Source organism: Roseibium sp. MMSF_3544 (assembly GCF_030732845.1).
Classification (GTDB): Bacteria; Pseudomonadota; Alphaproteobacteria; order Rhizobiales; family Stappiaceae; genus Roseibium.
Genome location: NZ_JASHKA010000004.1, coordinates 65052 through 82419, shown reverse-complemented (window position 1 = coordinate 82419; position 17368 = coordinate 65052). Strand labels below are relative to the sequence as shown.

The window sequence follows — 17368 nt, the reverse complement described above, 5'->3', positions numbered from 1 at the left end:
TGAGTTTGTGAATAAGGTTGTTTTATATCTTGGCAATTCGCAATTCTGCTTCAGGTCGGGATGTAAAATCCGATTTGGCGCCGGGAACTGATCGTGTCGGCTGAGCCGACTGGTGGCGCGAAACGTGGCACCTTCTTTTTTGTGCCTGCACCCAGTTATGTCTTGCCGCGCTTCGCCACAGCAGCTAACTGAGGCGCCATGACTGTTACTGTACGCTTTGCACCATCGCCGACAGGCCACATTCACATCGGCAACAGCCGGCCCGCACTCTTCAACTGGCTTTTCGCCAGGAAGGAGGGAGGGCGATTCATCCTGCGTTTCGACGACACGGATCTTGAACGTTCAAAGCAAGAATATGCCGAGTCGATCGAACAGGATCTTCGCTGGCTGGGTATCGAGCCCGATCAGATCGAGCGTCAGTCAGAACGCGTCGCGAGCTATGACGAAGCGGCACAAAAACTGAAGGACGCGGGACTTCTTTACCCCTGTTATGAGACCCCGGAGGAGCTCGAGCGGCGCCGGTCTCGTCAGCGCGCGCTCGGAAGGCCCCCCGTTTATGACCGCGCCGGCCTGAAGCAGACGGCGGACGAGCGGGCCGCGTTCGAAGAAGAGGGCCGACAGCCCCACTGGCGTTTTGTCCTGCCAAATCACGACGGGGATCCGTTTTCGACACGGCGGACCGATATATCCTGGAACGACCTTTGCCGGGGTGACCAGTCTGTCGATCTTGCCTCCCTGTCCGATCCGGTTCTGATCCGGGCGGATGGAACCTACCTCTACACGCTGCCATCGATCGTCGACGACATCGATATGGGCGTTTCGCACGTCATTCGCGGCGAAGATCATGTGGCGAACACCGGAGTCCAAATCGCCATTTTCCAGGCGTTGGGCGCTCCGGCACCAGTCTTCGGCCACCATAATCTCCTGACCACGCGAGATGGCGAGGGACTTTCCAAGCGCAAGGGCGCGCTTTCCATCGGGTCCCTGCGCGAAGCTGGACTGGAGCCGATGTCGGTTGCCTCGCTTGCCGTTTTGACCGGCACCAGTCAGGCCGTCGAACCTCTGGCAGACATGGATGCACTGATCGAAAAATTCGACCTCTCCAATGTTTCCAGATCTTCTGCGAAATTCGATCCGGAGGAGCTGAAAAGCCTCAATGCCCGTTTGGTTCACGAATTGCCGTTCGAAGCGGTGAGAGAGCGCCTCACCACCCTTGGTGTCGGCGGCAATGCTGACTTTTGGGAAACGGTTCGCGGCAACTGTGAAACGGTGAACGATGCCTTGAATTACTGGCAAATCGTGACGGGTCCGGTCGCTTCCCGCATCGAAGACGAAGACCGTGAATTCGTCGCTGGTGCCAAGGACCTGTTACCGGACGGCGACGTGAACGAGGACACATGGGGCGCCTGGACGTCCGCGTTGAAATCGGAGACGGGGCGCAAGGGGCGCGCCTTGTTCATGCCGCTCAGGCGTGTTCTCACCGGTATGGATCATGGACCGGATATGAAGGCGATGCTGCCCCTTATTGGGCGACAAAATATTCTGGACCGACTACCCTGACGGGAGACGAGCGTTCCGGCGCCGGCCGAAATCCTGCATCTTCGGTCTTGAACACCGGTGAGCCAGGCCCTTCTTCAATCGCGCCATCCTGCTCGTCGGAGCGGATGGAGAGCAGCGGTAACCCGTCGACCATGGTTTCATTCGCCGCGACTTGACGGGTCGCGTCCTCGTCACGGCTGGCCGCAACTGCCAGGACTGTCGTCACGTCAAAACCCTTTTCGAGATTGAAAAGCGTGCCCGGGTCTTCATAGAGCGGCAATTGTGCCTTGTTGAGCGCAAGTCTTGAAAGCGGCGAGGGCGTTGACCGTTCGTCCTCGAACGTGCCGCCGCGGCTCGGTTGGAGCGACCGGCGCGGCAGTCCGGCACTTATGTCGGCGAACATCACCTTGCTATTTGAGGATGCGCTGACTTCAGACCAGGCGGAAGGACGCTGCGATTGCTTGGTGTCGCGGCAGCTGCAGCCTTCGACAAATTCGGTTTTGTAGCGGAAGGCAAAAGGCTGGTCGGCATAAGGCGTTCCGGCAAGAGACGTCATCTGTGACTGATCACCGCCGGGATTGCGATAAACGTAAAGCTCGGTCGGCGCTGCGGGACAGATTTCGGAGCAGCGTGCCTCGTCGTTGACGAACTGGCTTTTGCCTGTCGAGAAGCTGACGGGGAAGAAATAGCCGTCGCACGTGCGTACGCACAACGTGCGGAAAGCACCGCCTGCCGGAAGGCGCGGACGGCTCGTCGCGGATTTCCGTCGCGAGCGCACGGTCGCAATTTCCTGATCGCCCGGCGTGACGGCCGTCCGTTGCACCCGCTCGTTCTGATTGAACAAACGGGAGAGCAAGGACTTCGGTTTTTCGGTGTCTTTCGCTTTCGTGGAGTTCGCCTGCCGGGTTTTGACAGGCGCGTTGCAGTTCTGCCTCTCTATCGCGGCACGAACCTGACGCAGCCTCTTCGTATTCTTGGAAGATGCGCCGCCGGATTTTGCCAGTTGCCTCTCGATCGCAGACAGATTGGCCTTCATCCGTTTGATCTTGTTGTTGAGCTGCTGACATTTTGAAGAAGAGGCGCTTGAGCAGCCGAAATGCCGCGCGTCGCGCGACGCTGCGGAGATTGCCTTTTCCTGCTTGCGCTTTTGAGCTGTCCACTTTTTCGCTGCAGGTGATTGAGCGCTGGAACCGGATTGCAATTGCCGCAGCTCGGACTTCAGCGCAGAACAGCTCGCAGCCTCTGCAGATCCCAGAGGCAGCATAAAGGCCGTCAGCAGGCCGACCAATTTCGCTATTCCCAAAGGCTTTGCTCTTTTGTGCAGCCTCATTGCTCATCCCCAGCAGCGCTGTCCCTGCGCCGAGCCGTCCATGACGGCCATCAAAGTATCGCTCCTGCCTCTACCAATAGCAACGAAAGCTCTCACGTTCGGTTAATGAGAGGGATTTGCCACCGCAATTCGTCACTCGGCGTTTTGACCGAGTGCAGCCTTGTGCAGCCTGTCGAAAATATCGTTCAGGAGGTCCCTTTGTTCGCTGGTAAGCGCGCCTTGAAGTTCTTCCGAATAGGCGAGGGCTTTCGGGATGATATCTTCATAGACGACACTGCCGGCAGATGTCAGCTTGAGCGCCTGTTCGCGCATGTCGTTGGGGTTCTTGTCGCGCGTCACCAGGTCCCGTTTCTCGAGGGCGGCAACGGCCCGGCTGACCTTGGTCTTGTGCATGGACGTTGCAAGACTGATGTCCCGGGCGGTCATGACCTCATGCTCTCCCAGCGTTGCGATCACACGCCACTCCGGGATTCCGATGTCGTATTTCTCCGCGTAGATCTTCGAAAAGGACCGACTCACGGTTTCGGCGAGGTGATTGAGCTGATAGGGCAGGAAGCGCTTGAGCCTCAAGACGGGTCGTTCGCCCGTGTCCTTGGAAGTTGAGGCGGTGGTTGAGCAAATTTCTTGCGACATGAGGTATGTGCTGCCTTGAAGTCATTGGTTTGCCGGGTCAGACCGGCAGAAAAACGCTGCCGTGTTCCGGCCATTTTGTATCTCTAGCAAGTATAACCGATCGAAGTGCGGACGAAAGTCAAAGGCGGCTGCTTCGTCAGTGTGTCAGATGTGCAAGCAAGAGTGACAGAGAGCTTGCGCCGGTGAAGTCGTAATGCGGCGTAATTGGCGGACCTATCTGTTGATAAAAAAGGAATAGTTAAGGATATGGCACGTGAAAATTTGCGAATCAGCGTTGGAAACTGAGACGCTAAGGTCAACAGGCAAACGGCGTATGTCCGGTCGGAAGACCCAGGAAGTCCATCAGACAGCTGGCATGAAAGCGAGGCCGAAATGACCAACAATCCGAACCAGTCCGAGAGTGTTCCAGGTGGAAACGAACGGTTCGAGGAAATCGGGCAAGGTTGTTACGCCTACAGTGCTGACGGCTTTTCAAACACGGGTGTTGTCATCGGCGAGCGGGGTGTGCTGATCATTGATGGGCAGGCCACACCGGAACATGCCGGACGGGTCCTTAAGAAAGTCCGCGCATTGACGGACAAACCCGTGAAACAGATTGTCCTGACGCACTTCCACGCCGACAATACGCTTGGTGCTCCAGCCTTTGAGCCTGGCGAAATTCTAGCCTCCGATCTGACCCGGCGTATGATGGACACGCGCGGACCAGAAGACATTCTGTTATCGAAGGAGCGCAGTCCGGCGCTGTTTTCCAGCTTGCCTGCGGCGGCAACCGTCAGCTTGCCGAGCATGACCATTGCGTCCTCCATGTCGATCGATCTTGGTGGAATTGAAGTGCGGCTGATGCATCTGGGACGTGCTCACACAATGGGCGATGTTGTGGTCTGGGTTCCGGCCAGCTCGGTGATCTTTGCCGGTGACCTTGTACAAACCTCAGCCATACCCTATTGCGGCGATGCGCATCTCACGGACTGGCCCAGAGCGCTGGACCGTATCACCGCGTTTCGCCCGACCGCACTGGTCCCGGGCCGCGGCCGATCGGCAAAGGGAACGGCTGCAGTTGCACAGGCTGTCGAGACCACTCGTGACTTTGTGACGACCCTGCGGGACGCTGCGGCTGCCTGCGTTGAGCAGAGCCTCGGTCTCAAGGACACGTTCGATTCCGTAAAAGATGCATTGGCACCGCAATTTGGGTCAAAAGCGGATTTCGAGATGCACTTGCCGTTCAATGTCGCGCGGGCTTACGACGAGGCGCTGGGTCTCGATCAGCCGCAGATCTGGACGCGGGAGCGCTGCGCGGACCTGCGCGATGCCCTTGGCGGCGTGGTGGTGGCGCATCTGCCGCAAGAAACTGTCGCCGAACCGTCTGTGGAGGAAATGCACGAAGCCGTGCAGGCGCAACTGGTTTCCGACAATGAGTTTGCCGCCTCGCTTGCAGACGATCCAGACGCCCAGACATCCGGAGACGGCGAGACGCTGGATCTCTCGTCTGAGGATATCGTCGATACGACACCGGACGATCAGGCTCCCACTGCGCCCGAGAACGAAGAAACGGTGGCCGAAGAACCAGAGATACTGCTTGAAGGCGTCCGATAGCAGACATCATCAGGCAGGACAAAACACATACGCGCGCCGGCAGGCGCGCGTTTTGTTTTCAGAAGGTCCATTTTTTCTGATTGCTTGATCGTACGCACACGCACCCCACATGTCTGGCGTTCCTGAACTTGGAGATTTTTCGATGCGTTTTCCGATTGCCACCATGCTTGCACTGGTCGCCTGTCTTCTGGGAACAGGCTCCGCCCTATCGGATGACGATCCAGATCTGATCTTCAAGAAGTCGACTGTCTGGAAGTTCCTGACGCCGGACCACAAGCTTGCGACCTACGCAATCGACGACCCGCTTGTCGAAGGTGTTTCTTGCCATTTCACGGTTCCCGAAAAGGGCGGCGTTTCAGGCTGGCTCGGGGTTGCAGAGGAGGTTTCCGATGTGTCGCTCGCGTGCCGCCAGGTTGGCCCGGTGACGATCAAGGAGGAGTTTGAGCAGGGCGAGGAGATGTTTCGCCAGCGTCGTTCGCTGATGTTCAAGAAAATGAGGATCGTGCGTGGCTGCGACGCCAAGCGCAATGTCTTGGTCTATCTGGTTTACTCCGACAAGCTGATCGAAGGCAGTCCCAAGAACTCAACATCCACTGTGCCGCTGATGCCGTGGGGCGATCAGGCGCCGCCAAAATGCGCCGACTTTGTCAGTGATTAGGGGAGGCGCGGCCGGATTTCCGGCGGACTGTCAGTCCGCGTCCAGCGTTTCCAGGTGCTTTGCGACCGGCATGTCGGCGTCGGCGCAAAAGTGCTTGTAGAGCATTGCCATGATGTCTCTCACTGGCTCGCTCGACAACCGGTAATAAATCGTCGTCCCCTCGCGCCGTGTGGCGACAAGTCCCTGGGCGCGCAGCAGCGCGAGTTGTTGGGAGACGGTTGGCATCCGCATGCCGGTCGCGTCGGCGAGTTCGCTGACGCATTTTTCTTCTTCCAGGACAAGGCACATCAGAAGCAGGCGCGGCGCCGATGCCATCATCTTTAGAAACTCGGCCGCAGATTCTGCTTTATCTTCAAGTGCTTTGTAGTCCATTGATCAACTCTGCCAAACGCGGGAGAAAACTTCAAGCTTACGTGCTCGGTACCGCTTGAATTCTGCGTGTATTCTTATATGCGGCCCGCCACCGTGACAATGATGTTTCCGTTACCACATCCTGTGCCGGTCATCAGGCACACGCTTTTTTGCTGCATTTCATTGCCAAATGCCTTGGTACCGTCGGTGATGGCGACGAGGGCGGCAAACGGACCACCCAGAATGAGGGCCAGAAAGACTATAACGAAGAGGCGGTTCAACATGAGTTTCTCCTGATGGCAATCTGTATCGATTGCCCGGAGAATACGGGGGGCGCCTTGAACCCATGCTGAGCACTGCGTTCAGTTACCGTTCAGATATCTAAACAGATCCAAAAACCAAGAAAAAACAGTTGGTTATAGTTCTATAGGTTCTCCGTCATCGCCTTTCGGAGAGCTTTCAAGAGGACCTCGTCGCGGCCATAGATGTCTTTTCTGAAATGGGTCGAGCCATCCTTGTTCATCCACGCCGTGAGATAGGTAAGATGCACCTCGATCGGCACGACCGGCTTGACGATGGTGCGTTTCTGGCTGTCCCGGATTGTTTCCCAGTGACCGGGTGTCGAATTGTTGTCGGCCAGAAGGACGTCGGCAAGCTTGAACGGGTTCGAAGCCCTGATACAGCCATGGCTGTATGCGCGTTCTGCGCGCGAGAACAGCGACTTTGACGGTGTATCGTGGATGTAGATGTTGAACTCATTCGGGAACATGAACTTGATCCGTCCGAGCGCGTTGCCATCACCCGGGTCCTGGCGAAGGCGGAACGGAAAATTACCGCCCGAATAACTGTTCCATGCGACCTGCGTCGGCGCGATCTCGCTGCCATTTTGAAAAACGCGAATATTCTGCCGGCTGAGCGCTGACGGGTTCTGCTTCAGCTTCGGAAGGTATTCCTTTGTGGCGATGGAGTAGGGCACGTTCCAGAACGGATTGATCTCGACATACTCCAACTGGTCCGAGAAGACCGGTGTCGCATGATAGGGCTTGCCAACGACCACGCGCGTCGTGTGGATGGTCTTACCGTTGCGCACCACTTTCAGGTTCTGGTCGGCAAGGTTTGTGAAGACATAGAAGTCGCCCAGATCGTCCCGCATCCAGCGCCGGCGCTCCATGTTGAGTTCCATCTGGATGAGTTTGTCCTGGATCGGAATGTTGAGGCGCTCCAGGGTGTTCTTGCCAATGACACCATCGGTGGCCAGTCCGTGGTGGTCCTGAAAAATCTTGACCGCCTCGACAAGGTTGCCGTCATAGACATCGCCGGAATGGTCGGCGGCGGCTGTAATGTCTTCCTGCATCAGCCGTTCGCGCAGAGCGGAAACGCGCGGATCGGTCATGTTCGGTTTGAGAACGTCTCCGTCGGGTACGATTGTAAAGCCGCCGGCAGCCGCCTTTTCCCGGTACTGGGCAAGGCGGCGTTTGAGCCTTGCATAATTGTCCGACTGCGGCGGCAGGCTGTCCAGGAACGCGCTGAATTCAACCGAGTTTTCCGCATTTTCGAAAAGTCTTTTCGGGTCCGGCGTGTCCGGGAAGAGGTTCAAAGCCTTGTTGATCTTGTTGGGCTGAACGCGCCCTGACGACAAGTGTGTGGCATAGCGCAGAAACTGGTGGGACAGTTCCAGATCGAAATTCGCCCACTCTTCGGGTGTCTGAGCGGTTTCGGTAAGTTCGGCAAGTTCGATCGGGCGGTAATTGTTCGGATTGAGGGCATGGTCGTTGGCCTCGGCCATCGCCGCAATGGCCAAATGCGCATTTTCCTTCAGGCCGTTCTGGTCAAACCAGACAGGCGCAAAGACTTTTTCGATGTAATACTGCTTGAGCCCGTCAGGAAAATCGGCCGGCATCGCAGCCTGGATCGCTCTTGCGATGGGCGTTTCAGGTTGCGGGTTGGCTGCCGGTTCGACGGTCGCAGCTTCCGGCTGAGAGGTGGCTTCGGACTGCGCAAGTACAGGTGGCGCCGCCAAAAACAAAAGGGCGGTGAGTGCCCCGGTCAGCAGCGTGTCTGTTGAATGCGAGCGCAGTGAATTCAGCAACGCCATATGAAATCCCCCTCCTGATTCCCGGCTGCAAAAGTTTAGTGCAAGTCTGGTGAGGCGCCAACGCCACACCGCTTCACATTTGGAAAATGGTGTGAATTGCAGCCTTGACCGCGTTGAATGTTCCGGTCCATAAAGCGCCCATGATGACGACCACACGGACCATCATCTCGATCACCATTATTTGCTGCAGCTAAGCGACACCGCTGGCTGTGGCCGTTCCCTCTTGGCAAAAATTCCTCTGAGACGGATCGCCCGGTCAGCCGGCCAGGAGACCGTTTGACATGAGCGTCGAAGCGACACAGAAATCCGGGTCCGACAAGGGCTTGAAGCTCACCAATACGTTGAGCCGCGAGAAGGAAGACTTCCGGGCCATCAATGATGAGAATGTGCGCCTCTACGTCTGCGGTCCGACGGTCTATGACTTTGCACACATAGGAAACGCACGGCCGGTCATCGTCTTTGACGTGCTCTACCGCTTGCTGAACCATCTCTACGGCCCGGATCATGTCACTTACGTGCGCAACATCACGGACGTCGATGACAAGATCAATGCAAGGGCCCTGCGCGACCATCCGGACCTGCCGCTCAACGATGCCATCGCAAAGGTGACGAAGCGGACTGCGGACCAATTCCACAAGGATATCAAGACGCTTGGCGTCCTTGAGCCGAACCATGAGCCGCGTGCGACGCAGCACATTGACGGCATGGTCGAGATGATCTCGCAGCTGATCGCCAAGGGGCACGCGTATGAAGCGGGCGGCGAGGTTCTGTTCGACACGGTCTCCATGCCGGATTATGGCGACCTTTCCAAACGCAACCTCGATGAACAGCTCGCTGGCGCGCGTATTGCCGTTGATGCACACAAGAAAAACGCTGGCGACTTCGTGCTTTGGAAGCTTTCCTCCGACGAGGAACCGGGATGGGAGAGCCCCTGGGGGCGGGGACGTCCCGGCTGGCATATCGAGTGCTCCGTCATGAGCGCTCACCATCTTGGGAAGGTGTTCGACATTCATGGTGGAGGTCTCGATCTGATCTTCCCGCACCATGAAAACGAAATCGCCCAGTCGCGTTGCGCCCACGGCACGACGACCATGGCCAACTACTGGCTGCACAATGGCTTCCTGCAGGTCGAAGGCAAGAAGATGTCCAAATCTGAGGGCAACTTCTTCACCATTCAGGAGTTGCTGGAAACCGAGAGTTTCGGTGGCCGAAAGTGGCCTGGCGAGGTTTTGCGGCTGGCCATGCTGATGACCAATTATCGTGAGCCGATCGATTTTTCCGTGCGCAAGCTGGAAGAAGCGGAAAACCTGTTGTCGAAATGGCCGGACCTTGTGACGACTGATGCCGAACCCTCTGCGGACGTTGTCGAGCATCTCAAGGACGACTTGAACACTGCAGGTGCGATCCAGGCGCTTCACGCACTTGCGGTCGATGCCGGTAAGGATCATTCACAGCTTGAGACATACGCCGCGACCGCACAACTGATGGGGTTGTCGCCGGTTAAGGCCGACATGTCCGGCATTGACGATGCTGCCGTTGAAGAAGCCGTGGCCCGACGGCTGCAGGCGCTCAACGCCAAGGATTGGCCGGTTGCCGACAGCATCAGAGCTGAACTGACGTCTCAAGGAATCCACCTAAAGGATTCAAAAGACTCTGAAACCGGTGCACGGATCACAACGTGGGAGGTCAAGCGGTGACTGAAGAGCCAAAACACCATACCGGAGGATGCCAGTGCGGGGCCGTGCGGTTCCGGATCGAAGGGCAGCTTGGGACAGCCTCGATATGTCACTGCCGCATGTGCCAGAAAGCGTTTGGCGCATTCTACGGACCTTTGGTCAACGTGGAAGAAAACGCACGGCTGATATGGACCCGTGGCGAGCCGAAACGGTTTCAAAGCTCCAATCACGTCGCCCGTGGTTTCTGCCCGGAATGCGGTACGCCGCTCACCTATGAAGCGCCTGACGGCGTTGCCGTTGCCATCGGTGCGTTCGACGAACCGGAAAGGGTTGCGCCGGTCATTCAGTACGGCGTTGAAGCCAAGCTGTCCTATGCGGATGGGATCGCCAGCCTGCCGATGAGAAAAACGGAAGAAGACAGCGAGACAGCCAAATTTCTGGCGTCCGTTGTCTCCTATCAACACCCTGACCACGACACGGACGATTGGCCTCCGGTGTAATTCAACAAGACATCAAAAAAAGATCCCAGCCAAATTGCCAGGTAGGAAACATTTATGACCAAGGACCGGCTCTACCTTTTTGACACAACACTTCGTGACGGCGCGCAGACAAGCGGCATCGATTTTTCGGTGAACGAGAAGATCGTGATTGCGGAGCTGTTGGAGCGGTTGGGTGTCGATTATGTCGAAGGCGGCTATCCAGGCGCAAATCCGGGTGACACCGAGTTTTTCAGTGAAAAACGGACGCAAGAGGCGGTTTTCACGGCCTTCGGCATGACCAAGCGTGTTGGGCGGTCGGCCTCAAACGATCCGGGGCTGCAGCAAGTGTTGTCCAGCAAGTCTGATGCCTGCTGTTTCGTGGCCAAGGCCTGGGACTATCATGTCGATATCGCCCTTGGATGCACCAACGAGGAAAACCTGGAATCGATCCACGACACCGTCGCCGCCACCGTTTCCGCCGGCAAGGAAGCGATGATTGATTGCGAGCATTTTTTCGACGGATACAAGGCAAATCCGGATTACGCGCTCGATTGCGCACGCACAGCCTATCAGGCCGGCGCACGATGGGTGGTCCTTTGCGACACGAACGGTGGGACTTTGCCAGACGAGGTCTATCACATCGTCACAAAGGTGCAGGAGGTGGTGCCGGGCACCCACCTTGGCATTCACACCCATGACGACACGGGCCAGGCTGTCGCAAATTCGCTCGCCGCTGTCGATGCCGGCGTTCGCCAGATCCAGGGAACGCTGAACGGTCTTGGAGAACGGTGCGGAAATGCCAACCTCGTGACACTGATCCCCACCCTGAAGCTCAAGAAGGCCTTTGCAGACCGGTTCGAAGTTGGCGTGAGCGACGATCAGCTAAAGGACATCACGGCAATCTCACACGCGTTCGATGAGATCCTGAACCGCTCACCGGACAGACAGGCGCCTTATGTCGGCGAAACAGCCTTTGCCACCAAGGCCGGCATCCATGCGTCCGCGATCCTGAAGGATCCGCAGACTTATGAGCATGTCGCACCCGAAATCGTCGGCAATCAGCGCAGGGTTCTGGTGTCGGACCAGGCCGGAAAAAGCAACTTGTTGGGTGAGCTTGCCCGGGTTGGAATTGAGATCGAAAAGTCCGATCCGCGTCTAGACCAGCTGCTTGCGCTTGTGAAGGAGCGAGAAGCGGAGGGCTATGCCTATGAAGCGGCCGATGCCTCCTTTGAATTGCTGGCGCGGCGCGAACTTGGCGAAGTGCCGCGTTACTTCGATGTCAATTCGTTCAAGGTGATGGTCGAACGCCGATTTAATGCAATTGGTGATCTGATCACGGTGTCCGAAGCGGTGGTAAAGGTCGACATCGATGGCGAGACACGCATGTCCGTTGCGGAAGGGAACGGCCCGGTGAACGCGCTCGACATGGCGCTGCGAAAGGACCTCGGCAAGTATCAGGAAGCCATTGCCGGGCTCGAGCTGATTGACTACAAGGTGCGGATACTGAACGGTGGAACGGCCGCCGTGACGCGCGTTCTGATAGAAAGCCACGATACAAGAACCCAGCGCCGCTGGTTTACGATCGGGGTTTCTCCCAATATCGTCGACGCCTCGTTCCAGGCACTGGTCGACTCCATAACATTTGCATTGCTGAAGGCGGACACAGCCTGAAGCAGGCCTGCGAAAGGCAGATCCAGATGTCTCAGCCGCCGCCGGAAACCCAGGCGCACGCCGAGTTTCGCCAGGGATTGTTTTATGGTCTTGCGGCCTACGGCATGTGGGGCTTTCTCCCGGCCTATTACAAGCTGACGGATACGGTGCCGGCAGATATTGTCGTCTCGCACCGGATCATCTGGTCCGTGCTTTTCGTTGGCCTTTTTCTTTATCTGCGCGGTCGCTGGAAGGAAGTCCGCGATGTCTTTCGTCAGCCCAAGGTGCTCAAGGGGCTGACGGCATCGGCTGCATTGATTGCAGTGAACTGGCTGGTGTTCGTCTGGGCCATTGAACAGGAACGCGTGCTGGATGTTTCTCTCGGCTACTTCATCAACCCGCTTGTAAGTATTGTGGTGGGGCTGGTCATTCTTCATGAACGCCTGTCGCTTGGGCAGGGGATTGCCGTTGGGATCGCTGCGTTGGCCGTTCTGGTGCAGGCCGTGCTCGCCGGCGGCTTACCGTGGGTCTCGCTGATACTCGCCTTTTCCTTCGCTGGATATGGCTACGTGCGCAAAGTGACACCAGTCAATGCAACTCCGGGCATGTTGGTCGAAACCCTGTTGCTGCTTCCGCTCGCAATCGGATATTTGCTGTTCAGCCTGAGCTGGGGCGTCGATGCGCTTTATCTTGATGATATGCCGATCCTCCTCGCGCTTGCCGGCACAGGGATCATTACCGCTTTGCCGCTCGTCTGCTTTTCGGCAGCTGCGCGCAGACTTCCGCTTTTCATGATCGGGCTCATGCAATACATGGCGCCGTCCATGCATTTTCTGATGGCTGTCTATCTGTGGGGTGAGCCGCTTGACCAGACAAAGCTCCTGACCTTTGCAATGATCTGGTTCGCGCTGGTGATTTTCACCTATGACAGTTGGAAGCGGTATCGTCCGGCAACTTGAAGGCGTGCCTGAGGTCGCTCAGCCTGAGGTGACAAGCTGCCCGCTTCCGGTGCGTTTTGCTGAATAAAGTCTGAGATCAGCCGTTTTCAAAGCCTCTGCGAGGCCTTTGCCGGCCAGCGGAGCAACACCGATGCTCGTCTTGAAATTGAGACTTGCGCCGCCATGCTCCACGGACGTGGTTTCGATGTCCCTCAAGAATGTGGCGAGGCGCCCGTTGATCTCGCATTCCGATTGGTTGCGAAACACGACGCAAAACTCGTCGCCGCCGATGCGCCCAACGACATCATTGTCGTGTGCCAGCTTGTTCAGGCTGTGGGCGAAACTCGTTAGAACTGCATCGCCGAAATCATGCCCGTGATTGTCATTCACGCCCTTGAAGGCATCCAGGTCGAAAAGCGCCAGCCAGTTCTCCCGCCCGTCATCCGATGCCCAGCCATGGATCTCGTCTGAAAGTTCGTCGAGCATGAAGCGCCGGTTATAAAGACCGGTGAGCGAGTCCCGCATCGCCAGGTTGTTCAGTTCCTCGATACGGTAGAGATAGTCGAGGTTTTGCGAAATCCTGAGCAGAAGTTCTTCAGGGGAACAATTCTTGTCGACGAAGTCAGCTGCTCCGTATTTCAGAAATCTGACGCGGTTGTCGGGGTTGGTCACGGCCGACATTCCGATGACACTGACCTGTTCAGAACTGTGCGACCGGCGAATTGCTTTCAAAAAGGCGAACCCGTCCTTTCCAGGAAGAAAGTAATCGGCAAGAACCAACTTGATGTCCTTGTTCTCGGCAAGGCACTTGAGGGCTTCGTCTGTGGTGGCTGCCTGGTAGACCTTGTAGAGGTGCTTGGCGACGATCCGCGAAATTGCTTGACGCTCCACGGAAGCATCATCAAGCACCAGAACTCCGATCTTGGGATTCTTGGCCAGGCGCCGGATCAGGTCCGCGACGTAGTTCAGGCTGCCCGGGGAGTCCTTCAAAACGTAGTCGATGACGCCTTTCTGCAACATTTTGCTGCGGGTCCTGGGATCGAACCGGCTGGTAAAGACGATGGTTGGGATTTTCCACTTCTCGCACAAATCCACGATCTCGCCATCCGGTGCGTCCGGAAGTGTAAGGTCGACGAGCGCAAGATCGGGTTCGCCAATTGGAAGGTTCAGGCAGCTTTCGGCTTCCGCGTAGGAGCGCGCCACCATGATCTGATGCCGGCCGACGTCATGCAATTTCTTGACGATCGCTTTTTCGAAAAACGAAGCGTCTTCAACCAGGAGTGTCGTCTGCATGGGGGGCCTTCAGTCGGAGAAACCTAGACGAAAGTACTAGGTTGTTTTGCGGAACTCAATTTGCAGCGCAGCATTTTTTCCCGATTGCCCCAGGGAAAGCAAAAAAGAGCTGGCTGAGTTGGAATTCAGAGGTCCGTGACTTGTGCCAGAGCTTCGCCCTGTGAAGGTGTCCGACCGGCTACGGCCTGACGCAGCATGGGAAGAATGTCTTCGACCCTCTTGGCCACGAGATACGGGACCTCGGTGTCCGGCCGGATATATCCCTGGGCGCGCATGTGGTCCAGCAGCTCCAGCAGCGGTGACCAGAACCCATTGATATTCGCCAGAAGCACAGGCTTTTTGTGCTGACCCAACTGAGCCCAGGTCATCATCTCGACGGCTTCTTCGAGCGTGCCGATACCGCCCGGCAGCGCAACAAAGGCATCTGCCTTTTGAAACATCAGATGCTTGCGCTCGTGCATGTCCTTGGTGATGACAAGATCTTCCAGCGTTTCCAGCATGACTTCCCGCTTTTCGAGAAAGTGCGGAATAATGCCCGTGACCTTGCCACCCGCTTCAAGCACCGCGTTGGCGACAGTCCCCATGAGGCCGACCGAGCCACCCCCATAGACAAGGCGCAGGCCGGAGTCGGCAATGATCTGCCCGAGTCGGGTTGCGGCAGCCTCGTGGGCCGGATCGGAACCGAAGCTCGAACCGCAGTAGACGCAGACGCTGGAAAGCTGATTTTCAGAAACCGTATTCATGACGCAAAGATGTGGCATTCTGATCACTGTGAGGTCAAGCATTCTGTTACAAGTACATTGGGATTCAAGCGGGATTTCTTGCTGTCCGTTCAAAAGGGGGCTATGGATGGGGCAACTAGGAAAATATGACAGGGCGGACGCTGCGGCTCACCGAATGCGGGACTGACAACGGTTCGAAACGCGCGCAAGCCTTTTAGCGGGAAGACAATGAATAAGCAGACAGTGATCTGGACTTTGGTCTTTGCAGTGCCGGTCGCACTTGTGGCGCTGACGGCTGGCTACATTTACAGCGATTCCGCACGAATGGCGCCTCAGGAAACTGCCGAAACAGCGTCTGCGCCCGCACAGTCTTCAGAAACATCCGACGGTTCGAATTCGCAGGTTGCCTCCATACCCGCCGACGAGACCGAGCAGCCAGCGCAGTCCAGCCCGGACGCACAGTCCGAAGCGGCAGAAACGCCGTCCGAAAGCCCGCTTGAAGGGCCGAGCTTTGACGTCGTGGGTGTTGAACCGACAGGTGAAACGGTGGTTGCCGGACGCTCGGATGCCGGTGCCATCGTCGCGCTGACGGCAAACGGCGAAGTGGTTGGCAAAAGCATCGCCAACGAAGCAGGGGAGTGGACCATCATTCTTGATGAGCCGCTCAAGCCCGGAGACTATGACGTCGGGCTTGAAGTACATGACGAAAAAGGTGAATCGATAGAAGAATCGAAGCAACGGCTTGCGGTGTCAGTCCCCCAAGGCGGCAACGAACGCCCGCTCGTTGTGCTGAATACGCCCGAGGGACCATCCGACATTCTTCAAAAACCGGAAACGGAAACGTTGCTCGGCCAAGCGCCTGCAAGCGCTCAACCGACCCCTGAAGGAAACACGGCCCCGTCAGACCAAACGACGGTTGCTGCGGCTGCGGGAAGCAGCAGCGAGGCTGCATCAACTCAAGCAGCGCCGTCAGGTCAAGCACTGACGGCTGCTCAGAGCGCGGCGTCCGAGACAACAGCGGACAGCGCAACTTCGGGAACAGAACAGGAAACGACCGTCGCCGCGCTGAGCCAGGAACAGGCGAACACTCCGGCGGAACAGTCCGCTGGCCAGACGCAATCTTCTGCATCTACCGCCGGACAGGACACAAATCCGTCTGCGGTTGACGGGCAGGCTTCAATCTCTGAACAATCTCCCGCGGCTCCAGGCGATGCGCCGTCGACCGATACGGCAGGCGGTGAATGGAGCGGTAACGGTGTTCAACAGCAGACTGCTTCTGCAGACACATCCGACGTCCAGGCCGGGGCGCAGACCACTTCCGGACCGGCTGCGCCGCAGGTCACCGTCGAAGCGGTGGAGTCGGAACCCGACAAGGTTTATGTCGCAGGGACCGGCAAACCGGGCGCTTCCGTAAGGGTCTATGTAGGCGAAGACTATCAGGGCGAGGCCAAGGTCAATTCAAGCGGCCGTTGGCTTGTTGAAGGAACAAAGAATGTTGCCGAGGGTGATGTCGAAGTCCGGGCAGATCTGATCTCCGAGGACGGCAGTGCCGTGGATGCGCGTGCCGCAGTCACCTTCGAAAAGGAACAGGACAAGCAGATCGTTCTCACGAAAGTCGTGGCGAGCGGTCAGGGCGCGGGGCAGGGCAGCCAGGGTGCCGATGTGCAAAAGTCGCTTCCTGTCGTGATCATCCGCAAGGGCGACAATCTTTGGCGCATTTCGCGCCGCCTTTATGGTGACGGCGTCCGCTACACAACAATCTATCAGGCGAATCAGGATCAGATTCGCGACCCGGACCTGATCTATCCCGGACAGGTCTTCCTGACGCCGGAAGGCGATCTCAACTGGCCGAAACCGGAGGCTGACGCCGCCAATAGAGGCTGAGCCACAGGTAAGTCTCATCCGATCGGCATAAGCGAGCCAGCATCGCCGCTCATCGTGTGCGAACCTCTTGTTTTCTGAGAAATTCATCGCATATTTACGATGAAACACACACGCGTGAACGAGGGAGTTGTTTGATGAGCGTGACAGACTGTCCGCCATCTAAATCTTGTGCCGAGCCCGGCACTTGTCTGGACAGCTGTGAAGAACTGGCTGCGATCTTTCGCGCGCTAGGACATCCGGCGCGGCTTGCGATCATCAAGCAGCTCGCCGTGCAGGACGAGGCGTGCTGTGGAGAGATCGTCAATCATCTACCCCTTGCCCAATCGACTGTCTCGCAGCATTTGCAGGTGCTCAAGGACGCGGGACTATTGGACTGCGATGCACGCGGCCGAAACTGTCACTATCTGTTGAACCGCGAAAAGTTGAGACGTGCAGAGCTGTGTTCAATTGAATTTTTCGACCGTCTGAATTCTCTCCAGCCGGTCCGGTCTGTTGCCGATGCTGAGGCGCGCGCAGATACTGAATAA

General features: G+C 57.2%; 16 protein-coding genes. 9 read left to right on the top strand and 7 right to left on the bottom strand.

The genetic code is table 11. The features are described 5' to 3' along the window. Positions 1-198: 198 nt before the first annotated feature. Positions 199-1560 carry a glutamate--tRNA ligase gene (gltX, locus tag RBB47_RS07175; RefSeq protein ID WP_305985085.1) on the top strand — a complete coding sequence of 454 codons (1362 nt, stop codon included), beginning with the start codon at positions 199-201 and terminating at the stop codon, positions 1558-1560. On the opposite strand, the gene RBB47_RS07170 is transcribed toward gltX, so the two are convergent. Both RBB47_RS07170 and RBB47_RS07165 read right to left on the bottom strand, forming a co-directional pair. After that, on the bottom strand, positions 1523-2869 hold the full coding sequence (locus RBB47_RS07170; RefSeq protein ID WP_305985084.1) for a DUF2865 domain-containing protein: 1347 nt from the start codon (positions 2867-2869) through the stop codon (positions 1523-1525). The genes gltX and RBB47_RS07170 overlap by 38 nt on opposite strands. Before the next feature lie 132 nt (positions 2870-3001). Next, entirely contained in the window at positions 3002-3502 is a 501-nt protein-coding gene (locus RBB47_RS07165) for a MarR family winged helix-turn-helix transcriptional regulator (RefSeq protein WP_305985083.1), read from the bottom strand. A 372-nt stretch (positions 3503-3874) separates the two neighbouring features. Between RBB47_RS07165 and RBB47_RS07160 the strand changes: the two genes are divergently transcribed. Together RBB47_RS07160 and RBB47_RS07155 are read left to right on the top strand one after the other, a co-directional pair. Further along, positions 3875-5095 (top strand): MBL fold metallo-hydrolase, encoded by a 1221-nt coding sequence (locus RBB47_RS07160; protein ID WP_305985082.1) that lies wholly within the window; start codon positions 3875-3877, stop codon positions 5093-5095. 163 nt (positions 5096-5258) lie between these two features. Next, complete coding sequence (locus RBB47_RS07155; RefSeq protein ID WP_305985392.1) at positions 5259-5753, top strand: CreA family protein; 495 nt, start codon at positions 5259-5261, stop codon at positions 5751-5753. A 30-nt stretch (positions 5754-5783) separates the two neighbouring features. Here the strand turns inward: RBB47_RS07155 and RBB47_RS07150 are convergent, their stop codons facing one another. The 3 genes from RBB47_RS07150 to RBB47_RS07140 all read right to left on the bottom strand — a co-directional run bounded on the left by RBB47_RS07150 (position 5784) and on the right by RBB47_RS07140 (position 8199). After that, a complete protein-coding gene (locus RBB47_RS07150; protein WP_305985081.1) occupies positions 5784-6125 on the bottom strand; it encodes a metalloregulator ArsR/SmtB family transcription factor in 342 nt (113 codons plus the stop codon). Positions 6126-6199: 74 nt separating this feature from the next. Next, positions 6200-6388 (bottom strand): sugar transporter, encoded by a 189-nt coding sequence (locus RBB47_RS07145; RefSeq protein WP_305985080.1) that lies wholly within the window; start codon positions 6386-6388, stop codon positions 6200-6202. Positions 6389-6528: 140 nt separating this feature from the next. Further along, the gene (locus RBB47_RS07140; RefSeq protein ID WP_305985079.1) at positions 6529-8199 is read right to left on the bottom strand and encodes a murein L,D-transpeptidase; all 1671 of its coding nucleotides are present in this window, start codon (positions 8197-8199) and stop codon (positions 6529-6531) included. 281 nt (positions 8200-8480) lie between these two features. Here RBB47_RS07140 and cysS point away from each other — a divergent pair, with 281 nt between their 5' ends. The 4 genes from cysS to rarD are packed head-to-tail and all read left to right on the top strand — an operon-like array spanning position 8481 to position 12963. Next, complete coding sequence (cysS, locus tag RBB47_RS07135) at positions 8481-9896, top strand: cysteine--tRNA ligase (RefSeq protein ID WP_305985078.1); 1416 nt, start codon at positions 8481-8483, stop codon at positions 9894-9896. Beyond that, entirely contained in the window at positions 9893-10375 is a 483-nt protein-coding gene (locus RBB47_RS07130; protein WP_305985077.1) for a GFA family protein, read from the top strand. Before cysS ends, RBB47_RS07130 begins: the two co-directional genes overlap by 4 nt. A 54-nt stretch (positions 10376-10429) precedes the next feature. Next, the gene (cimA, locus tag RBB47_RS07125; RefSeq protein ID WP_305985076.1) at positions 10430-12025 is read left to right on the top strand and encodes a citramalate synthase; all 1596 of its coding nucleotides are present in this window, start codon (positions 10430-10432) and stop codon (positions 12023-12025) included. 26 nt (positions 12026-12051) lie between these two features. After that, positions 12052-12963, top strand: a complete 912-nt coding sequence (gene rarD, locus RBB47_RS07120) for an EamA family transporter RarD (protein ID WP_305985075.1) — start codon at positions 12052-12054, stop codon at positions 12961-12963. Positions 12964-12981: 18 nt separating this feature from the next. On the opposite strand, the gene RBB47_RS07115 is transcribed toward rarD, so the two are convergent. After that, positions 12982-14235: a diguanylate cyclase gene (locus tag RBB47_RS07115; protein ID WP_305985074.1), complete on the bottom strand. Its 1254-nt coding sequence runs from the start codon at positions 14233-14235 to the stop codon at positions 12982-12984. A gap of 125 nt (positions 14236-14360) precedes the next feature. Then, positions 14361-14996: a TIGR00730 family Rossman fold protein gene (locus tag RBB47_RS07110; protein WP_305985073.1), complete on the bottom strand. Its 636-nt coding sequence runs from the start codon at positions 14994-14996 to the stop codon at positions 14361-14363. 189 nt (positions 14997-15185) lie between these two features. Here RBB47_RS07110 and RBB47_RS07105 point away from each other — a divergent pair, with 189 nt between their 5' ends. Both RBB47_RS07105 and RBB47_RS07100 read left to right on the top strand, forming a co-directional pair. After that, complete coding sequence (locus RBB47_RS07105) at positions 15186-16841, top strand: LysM peptidoglycan-binding domain-containing protein (RefSeq protein WP_305985072.1); 1656 nt, start codon at positions 15186-15188, stop codon at positions 16839-16841. A 134-nt stretch (positions 16842-16975) separates the two neighbouring features. After that, the gene (locus RBB47_RS07100; protein WP_305985071.1) at positions 16976-17368 is read left to right on the top strand and encodes a helix-turn-helix transcriptional regulator; all 393 of its coding nucleotides are present in this window, start codon (positions 16976-16978) and stop codon (positions 17366-17368) included.

Excerpts from the sequence above, each read along its gene's own strand:
- RBB47_RS07170 (WP_305985084.1), bottom strand. The coding sequence starts at position 2,869 with ATGAGGCTGCACAAAAGAGCAAAGCCTTTGGGAATAGCGAAATTGGTC.
- gltX (WP_305985085.1), top strand. The coding sequence starts at position 199 with ATGACTGTTACTGTACGCTTTGCACCATCGCCGACAGGCCACATTCAC.
- RBB47_RS07150 (WP_305985081.1), bottom strand. The coding sequence starts at position 6,125 with ATGGACTACAAAGCACTTGAAGATAAAGCAGAATCTGCGGCCGAGTTT.
- RBB47_RS07165 (WP_305985083.1), bottom strand. The coding sequence starts at position 3,502 with ATGTCGCAAGAAATTTGCTCAACCACCGCCTCAACTTCCAAGGACACG.
- RBB47_RS07155 (WP_305985392.1), top strand. The coding sequence starts at position 5,259 with ATGCTTGCACTGGTCGCCTGTCTTCTGGGAACAGGCTCCGCCCTATCG.
- RBB47_RS07100 (WP_305985071.1), top strand. The coding sequence starts at position 16,976 with ATGAGCGTGACAGACTGTCCGCCATCTAAATCTTGTGCCGAGCCCGGC.
- cysS (WP_305985078.1), top strand. The coding sequence starts at position 8,481 with ATGAGCGTCGAAGCGACACAGAAATCCGGGTCCGACAAGGGCTTGAAG.
- RBB47_RS07105 (WP_305985072.1), top strand. The coding sequence starts at position 15,186 with ATGAATAAGCAGACAGTGATCTGGACTTTGGTCTTTGCAGTGCCGGTC.
- RBB47_RS07140 (WP_305985079.1), bottom strand. The coding sequence starts at position 8,199 with ATGGCGTTGCTGAATTCACTGCGCTCGCATTCAACAGACACGCTGCTG.
- cimA (WP_305985076.1), top strand. The coding sequence starts at position 10,430 with ATGACCAAGGACCGGCTCTACCTTTTTGACACAACACTTCGTGACGGC.
- rarD (WP_305985075.1), top strand. The coding sequence starts at position 12,052 with ATGTCTCAGCCGCCGCCGGAAACCCAGGCGCACGCCGAGTTTCGCCAG.
- RBB47_RS07110 (WP_305985073.1), bottom strand. The coding sequence starts at position 14,996 with ATGCCACATCTTTGCGTCATGAATACGGTTTCTGAAAATCAGCTTTCC.
- RBB47_RS07115 (WP_305985074.1), bottom strand. The coding sequence starts at position 14,235 with ATGCAGACGACACTCCTGGTTGAAGACGCTTCGTTTTTCGAAAAAGCG.
- RBB47_RS07145 (WP_305985080.1), bottom strand. The coding sequence starts at position 6,388 with ATGTTGAACCGCCTCTTCGTTATAGTCTTTCTGGCCCTCATTCTGGGT.
- RBB47_RS07160 (WP_305985082.1), top strand. The coding sequence starts at position 3,875 with ATGACCAACAATCCGAACCAGTCCGAGAGTGTTCCAGGTGGAAACGAA.